Origin of the sequence: Stenotrophomonas sp., assembly GCF_032103445.1 — a bacterium.
In the GTDB taxonomy this organism is placed as follows: domain Bacteria; phylum Pseudomonadota; class Gammaproteobacteria; order Xanthomonadales; family Xanthomonadaceae; genus Stenotrophomonas.
The window spans coordinates 1-6,081 of sequence record NZ_DAMDFR010000118.1; the positions used below are offsets into that span (position 1 = coordinate 1).

Here is a 6,081-nt window from a genome sequence, read left to right on the forward strand (position 1 = left end):
GGATGCGGCGATCGAGCTTACATGGACGTACTTGCAGCGTCCCCCGGAACGCCCACCCCGATCCGCCAACACAGAGAACCGATGACCACCGGCTGTTCGCACATATCCAACAGCAGCCGGGCAGAGCCCGGCGATATGGCCCCCCGCGCAACCTCAGTGGACGGTGGCGCCCTTGGTGTCGAGGCGGTCGATGACGCCCTGCATGGCGCTGTCGAAGGCACCGTCGTCGATGTGCGGGCGCAGGCGGCCGAGGCGGACCATGACCGCCAGTTCTTCCGGCGAGGCCACGCAGAAGCGTACGCCGCGGCGGTTCACGAACAGCAGGCGCGAGGAAATCGGGCTCACCCAGGACAGCTTGCCGGCCTGTACCTTGCCGTCCTTGTCGACAAAGTCCAACCAGCTGCCGATTTCCATGCCACGGAAACGGTCGGCATCGGCATTGTCGAAATCGGTGACGTCGACCTTGCCTTCCAGTTCCACCCCGCCCGCGTCCGCCGCCGGCGGAGCCGGCAGGACCACCTGCGGCAGTTCCGGCAGCGCGCGCTCCAGTTCGGGGCGAGATTCGGCAATCGCCTGCAGCGTGTCGTGCAGTGCATCGATCGCCGTCGTGGCCGCATCGGCATGCACGCCGACGCTGGCAAAGACCTTGCGCAGCACCGGCTGCCAGGCCTGCAGCCACGGCTTGCCGACCACATGGCGGCGCGCCTCGGACACTTCTTCCAGCAGGCCATCGGCCAGGGCCAGCGCCTCGCTCACGGCCGCGCCATCGTCGCCCTCACGCAGCACCGCCAGGGTCAGGTGGTGCTGCCACGGCTGGCGCAGGAACTCGTTGATTGCCTGCGGCAGGTGCTGGTCTTCCACCCGCCACTCCAGTTCGCTGGCCGCGCGCGTGCGCGCCACCTCCAGCTTTTCCTGCCCGCGCTGGGTTTCCGCCGCGCGGCGCTCGGCAATTTCAATGCGGCGGCGGTGCTGGGTGAGGAAGTCGCGGAATTCTTCTTCCAGAGTGAGGAAGATCGCCAGGTTCTCATTGAACTCGGCCACCAGCCGCTCGATGATCTCCTCGACCTTGCCCATCAGCACACGCTCGGCCTGGCTTTCGCCGGTGTTGCCCTCGCAGGCCTCGGCCAGCGAGTTCAGCAGCTTGCGCGCCGGGTGGGTCTTCTGCACGAACATGCGGCGGTCAAGCATGGCCACCTTTACGAACGGCACCACCAGCCGACCAATCAGTTCGCGCGAGCGGCCTTCCAGGTCGCGTTCGTCCAGCATCACGTCGAACAGCATGCCGACCAGGTCGATCGCGTCTTCGTCCTGCGGGTCCAGCCGCGCCTGCGCCGGGTCCACGCCCAGCTGGGTCGCGCCGGACAGCACTTCACTCTTCAGCCGCTGCGCCAGCGATTCGCCATCTTCGCCAATCGCCGCGCGCAGGGTCGCACTGGGCGTGGCCTGCAGCAGCGACAGCACCGACATCATTTCGCGCTGGCTCAACGGACGCTGCTGGCCCACCGCAACGCTGGCCGCCGAGGTGGCGTCCTCGCGCACGTGGCGGGTCTGCTGCAGCAGTTCGTGCAGGGCTTCCAGCAGCATGCCCTGGTTGTTGTTCATGGCGTCGGCTTCGCCCGCTTCCTGATACGCGGCCTGGGCCGACTGCATGCGGCCACGGCTGGCCGCCCAGCGGTCGGCGAAGCGACGCGCCCAGGCCGGGGCCGAGCCATCGTCGCCGCGCGCCTGCGCTTCCGGGTCCAGCGCGTCGACCAGTTCATCCAGTTCGTTACGGGGCGTCGGCGGGCGCGGGGCCGGCTTGCGCGGAGCCGACATCTGCGGCATCACGCCAGCGGCCGCCAGCTGTTCGTCCAGCTTTTCATAGCGCTTGCCGATCGGCCCGTGCAGGTCGCGCTCGCACAGTTTGATCAGCACCAGACGCACTTCCGGGGCCAGTTCGCAGTCGGCGAACGCCTCGTGGATGGCCACGCCAATATGCTCGGGGCTGATCGGATTGGTATCGGCGTTCAGCTCCAGCCCGCCGGCGATCCAGCCCAGGCGACGATCCAGCCGCGCCAGCACGGGCTTCCAGTCGCGCAGCAGGACCACGGCGAAGTTGCGCACCGCCAGACGGGATTCCAGCACGTGCTCGGGCACCAGGCTCAGGCCACCCTCGACCTGCCCGGCCAGAACGGTCTCGGCCGACAGCGGCTGGCCGCGCTCCAGCGCGTCCCAGGCCAGCGACAGGTGGGCACGGAACCCGGCCGCGATCTCCTCGCGGCGACGGCGCAGTTCGCGCATGCCATCCAGGAACAGCAGCTGCGACGCGCCGGCATTGCTGGCGCGGTCAAACAGCACGTCGTCAAAGCGCGCGAGCACGGTCGCAAACGACTCGGCCAGCCCCGGCAGGGCAGCTTCGCGTGCGAGCTTCAGCAGGGCCGGGTCGCGGCCTGCCTGCGCCATGACGTTGGGCGTGGCGATCATGCGAAAAGGCTCCCCACCTTCGCTAGGTCGAATTGCAGCATGGATACACCGGATGCCGATGCCCCCCAGGCACCCGCACGCGGATGGTAGATCGGCGCACCGGTCGGGGACAGTGAAACAGTCCTCACTTCAAACCTCACAACCGGGTACCGGCAGGCCTTGTATCGTAAGGCCAGTGCCCACCGGAAGCGAGTACAGGAGTGTGAAGGGATGGGTTTCATTAAGTGATGTGCATCACGTTTCGTCGCAAATGGCACACAGTTGCCCAAAACCGACGTCACAAAGCGCCCCGACTATAATTGTCCTCCGGTGAAATTCTGTTGAGTGCCATGCCCGAATCCCCTGCGCTGCAAGCCCTGGACGCCCGTCGCTCGGTTCCTGCGCTGCAGCTGACTGCGCCCGGTCCCGACCGGGAAACCCTGCTGCGGATGCTCGCTTCGGCGGTCCGCGTGCCCGACCACGGCAAGAAGGTGCCGTTCCGCTTCCTGAGCATCCAGGGTGATGCGCGTCACACTCTGGGCGCGTTCCTGGCCGAGCGCAGCCGCGCCCGGGACCTGAACGCGTCCGAAGCGCAGGTCGAGAAAGACCGCCTGCGTTTCTCGCATGCCCCGCTGATCGTCACCGTCATCGCCTGCCCCACCCCCAGCCCCAAGGTGCCGGAGCAGGAGCAGCTGATGACTGCCGGCTGCGTCTGCTTCGCCCTGCTGCAGGCCGCCCAGGCCATGGGCTTCGGGGCGCAGTGGCTGACCGCCTGGATGGCGTTCGACCCGGTCGTGCACAGCCACCTGGGCCTGGCCGAACACGAGCGCATTGCCGGCTTCATTCATATCGGCACCCCCAAGGCCGAGGTGCCCGAGCGCGAACGCCCCGATCCGGCCGCGCTGCTGCAGGACTGGGTGGGTTGAGATGATCGAGGCTCCGCCCGGGCTGGCCCTGCGCCCGCCGCTGTATCTGGTCGATGCCAGCCTGTACGTGTTCCGGGCCTGGCACTCGATGCCCAACGAGTTCCAGGATCAGCAGGGCTGGCCGACCAACGCGGTGCACGGGTTCGCCCGCTTCCTGCTGGACCTGCTCGAGCGTGAGCGCCCGCAGCACATCGTGGTGGCCTTCGACGAAGCCCTGGACAGCTGCTTCCGCCACCGGCTGTACACGGCCTACAAGGCCAATCGCGACCCGGCCCCGGAGGAACTGCGACGCCAGTTCGCGCACTGCAAGGCGCTGTGCATGGCGCTGGGCCTGACCGTACTGGCCCACCACGAATATGAAGCCGACGACCTGATCGGCAGTGCTCTGCATGCCAGCCGCCCCGGCGGCATGCGCGGGGTGATCATTTCCGCCGACAAGGACCTGTCGCAGCTGCTGCACGAGCACGACGAGCAGTGGGACTACGCGCGCAACCAGCGCTGGGGCATGGCCGGGGTGAAGGCCCGCCACGGCGTGCAGGCGCATCAGATTGCCGACTATCTGGCGCTGTGCGGCGACGCGGTGGACAACATTCCCGGCGTGACCGGCGTGGGCGCGAAGTCCGCGGCCGTGCTGCTGGCCCACTTCGGCAGCCTGGACACCCTGTATGAGCGCCTGGACGAGGTGCCGTTCCTGCGCCTGCGCGGCGCGGCGCAGATGGCGGTGCGCCTGCGCGAGCAGCGCGAGCACGCGCTGCTGTGGCGGCAGCTGACCACCATCGCCCTGGATGCGCCGCTGGACGGCAGCGAATCCGGCTTTGGCCGCGCCAGTGCCGACCCGCAGATGCTGCAGGGCCTGTGTGATGCGCTGCGCTTCGGCCCGCTCACCCGCCGCCGCCTGTTCACCGCCGGCGGCCTTTCCGATTCTTCTTCCGTTGCCAACGAGTTCGCATGAGCCACAACACGCAGCCCCCGAAAGTCGTTTATGAAGGCAAGTACCAGCGCATGGTGGTGCGCGGCAGCTGGGAATACAGCGAGCGCACCCATGCCGGCGGACTGGCGGCGATCATCATCGCGGTGACCCCGGATGACGAGGTGCTGTTCGTGGAGCAGTTCCGGGTGCCGCTGCAGGCACTCACCATCGAGATGCCGGCCGGGCTGGTCGGCGACATCGAGGCCGGCGAGTCGATTGAAGACTCGGCGGTGCGCGAACTGGAGGAAGAAACCGGCTGGACCGCCGACCACGCCGAGGTGCTGATGATCGGCCCGACCTCGTCGGGTGCCAGCAGCGAACGGATCGCGTTCGTCCGCGCGACCGGCCTGCGCCGCGTCGGCGAAGGCGGTGGCGATGAAAGCGAAGACATCACCGTGCATGCGATTCCGCGCGCCCGCGCGGCGGCCTGGCTGGTGGAAAAGATGAATCAGGGCTACCAGCTCGATGCCAAGCTGTGGGCGGGGCTGTGGATGATCGAACACCATCTGGATGGCACGCCGCGTGGCTGATACCGGAAGCCTGCACGCCACTGCCCTGCTCGGTGCCGGCGACCCGGCGGTGTACACCGTGCATCGCCCGCAGGGGCGTTCGCCGTTTGTGCTGCTGGCCGACCATGCCGGGCAGGCGATTCCGGCATCGCTGGCGAACCTGGGCCTGCCGCAGGTCGAGCTGGATCGCCACATCGGCTGGGACATCGGCATTGCCGGCACCACGCGCGCGTTGGCGGAACGACTGGATGCGTGGGCGATCGAGCAGACCTACTCGCGGCTGTTGATCGACTGCAACCGACCGCTGGCATCACCGACGTTGATTCCCGAAAAAAGCGACCACACCCGCATTCCGGGCAACGCGGCCTTGAGCGACGCGCAGCGCCAGCAGCGCATCGATGCGATCCACGCGCCGTATCACGCGCGGATCGAGGCCGAGCTGGAGGCGCGTCAGCAGCAGGATCGTCCTACCCTGCTGGTGATGATGCACAGCTTCACTCCGTCGATGAACGGATTCGACCGCCCCTGGCACGCCGGCGTGCTGTACCACCGCGACACCCGCTTCGCGCATGCGTTGTTGCAGGCGTTGCGCGATGAAGGCGACCTGGTGGTGGGCGACAACGAACCGTATTCGGTCAGCAGCACCAGTGATTACGCGGTGCCGGTGCACGGTGAAGGTCGCGGGCTGGTGCACGTGGAACTGGAGATCCGCCAGGATCTGATTGCCGATGCTGCCGGGCAGATCGCGTGGGCGGATCGATTGGCGCGGGTGTTTGGCGCGTTGGAGCCGCAGTTGCTGGCGATGGCACGCGCTACGTAGAGCCGGGCTTGCCCGGCTGCTGTTGGATTCAGGCGAACAGCCGGTAGTCACGTGAATCCGAGCTTGGGCGCACCAGGGTGGGTTTGCGGGACACGCCGTAAACCCATCCATGGGGGCTCGTAGAAAACATCCATGTTTTCTACGGTCCCGCAAACCCACCCCGGCACGCCCCAGATAGTTGGCCGGTGGCCACGGGAAATGCCGAATCAACGGCGATGTCGCTCTGGGGTCACGCGTTACCGGATGTTGGGGATTTCACGGCCGTCGTCTGTCGACCGACGCTACCGGGCATACGTGCTTTTGATTTCCGGTGGCCACCGACGCACTGTCGATGGCGGCTCGGGATGGGCTGGAGGGGACGTGAGCCGCATGGATGCGGCGATCGAGCTTACAGGGACGTACTTGCAGCGTCCC

Annotated in this window: 5 protein-coding genes; 4 read left to right on the forward strand and 1 reads right to left on the reverse strand. The window is 67.4% G+C overall.

Annotated features, from left to right (window positions below; all coding sequences use genetic code 11):
- Positions 1 to 153: 153 nt before the first annotated feature.
- Entirely contained in the window at positions 154 to 2,463 is a 2,310-nt protein-coding gene (locus RT551_RS20975; RefSeq protein ID WP_313462087.1) for a DUF1631 domain-containing protein, read from the reverse strand.
- A 329-nt stretch (positions 2,464 to 2,792) separates the two neighbouring features.
- Between RT551_RS20975 and RT551_RS20980 the strand changes: the two genes are divergently transcribed.
- The 4 genes from RT551_RS20980 to RT551_RS20995 are packed head-to-tail and all read left to right on the forward strand — an operon-like array spanning position 2,793 to position 5,667.
- Positions 2,793 to 3,368 (forward strand): nitroreductase, encoded by a 576-nt coding sequence (locus RT551_RS20980; RefSeq protein ID WP_313462089.1) that lies wholly within the window; start codon positions 2,793 to 2,795, stop codon positions 3,366 to 3,368.
- Between the two features lies 1 nt (position 3,369).
- Positions 3,370 to 4,320, forward strand: coding sequence for a 5'-3' exonuclease H3TH domain-containing protein (locus RT551_RS20985; RefSeq protein ID WP_313462091.1), 951 nt, complete (start codon positions 3,370 to 3,372; stop codon positions 4,318 to 4,320).
- Entirely contained in the window at positions 4,317 to 4,868 is a 552-nt protein-coding gene (locus RT551_RS20990) for an NUDIX hydrolase (protein ID WP_313462093.1), read from the forward strand. Before RT551_RS20985 ends, RT551_RS20990 begins: the two co-directional genes overlap by 4 nt.
- Positions 4,861 to 5,667, forward strand: coding sequence for an N-formylglutamate amidohydrolase (locus RT551_RS20995; protein ID WP_313462096.1), 807 nt, complete (start codon positions 4,861 to 4,863; stop codon positions 5,665 to 5,667). The genes RT551_RS20990 and RT551_RS20995 overlap by 8 nt, the downstream gene beginning before the upstream one ends.
- Positions 5,668 to 6,081: the final 414 nt, after the last annotated feature.

Coding starts and splice junctions, on each gene's coding strand:
- RT551_RS20975 (WP_313462087.1), bottom strand. CDS start 2,463: ATGATCGCCACGCCCAACGTCATGGCGCAGGCAGGCCGCGACCCGGCC.
- RT551_RS20980 (WP_313462089.1), top strand. CDS start 2,793: ATGCCCGAATCCCCTGCGCTGCAAGCCCTGGACGCCCGTCGCTCGGTT.
- RT551_RS20985 (WP_313462091.1), top strand. CDS start 3,370: ATGATCGAGGCTCCGCCCGGGCTGGCCCTGCGCCCGCCGCTGTATCTG.
- RT551_RS20990 (WP_313462093.1), top strand. CDS start 4,317: ATGAGCCACAACACGCAGCCCCCGAAAGTCGTTTATGAAGGCAAGTAC.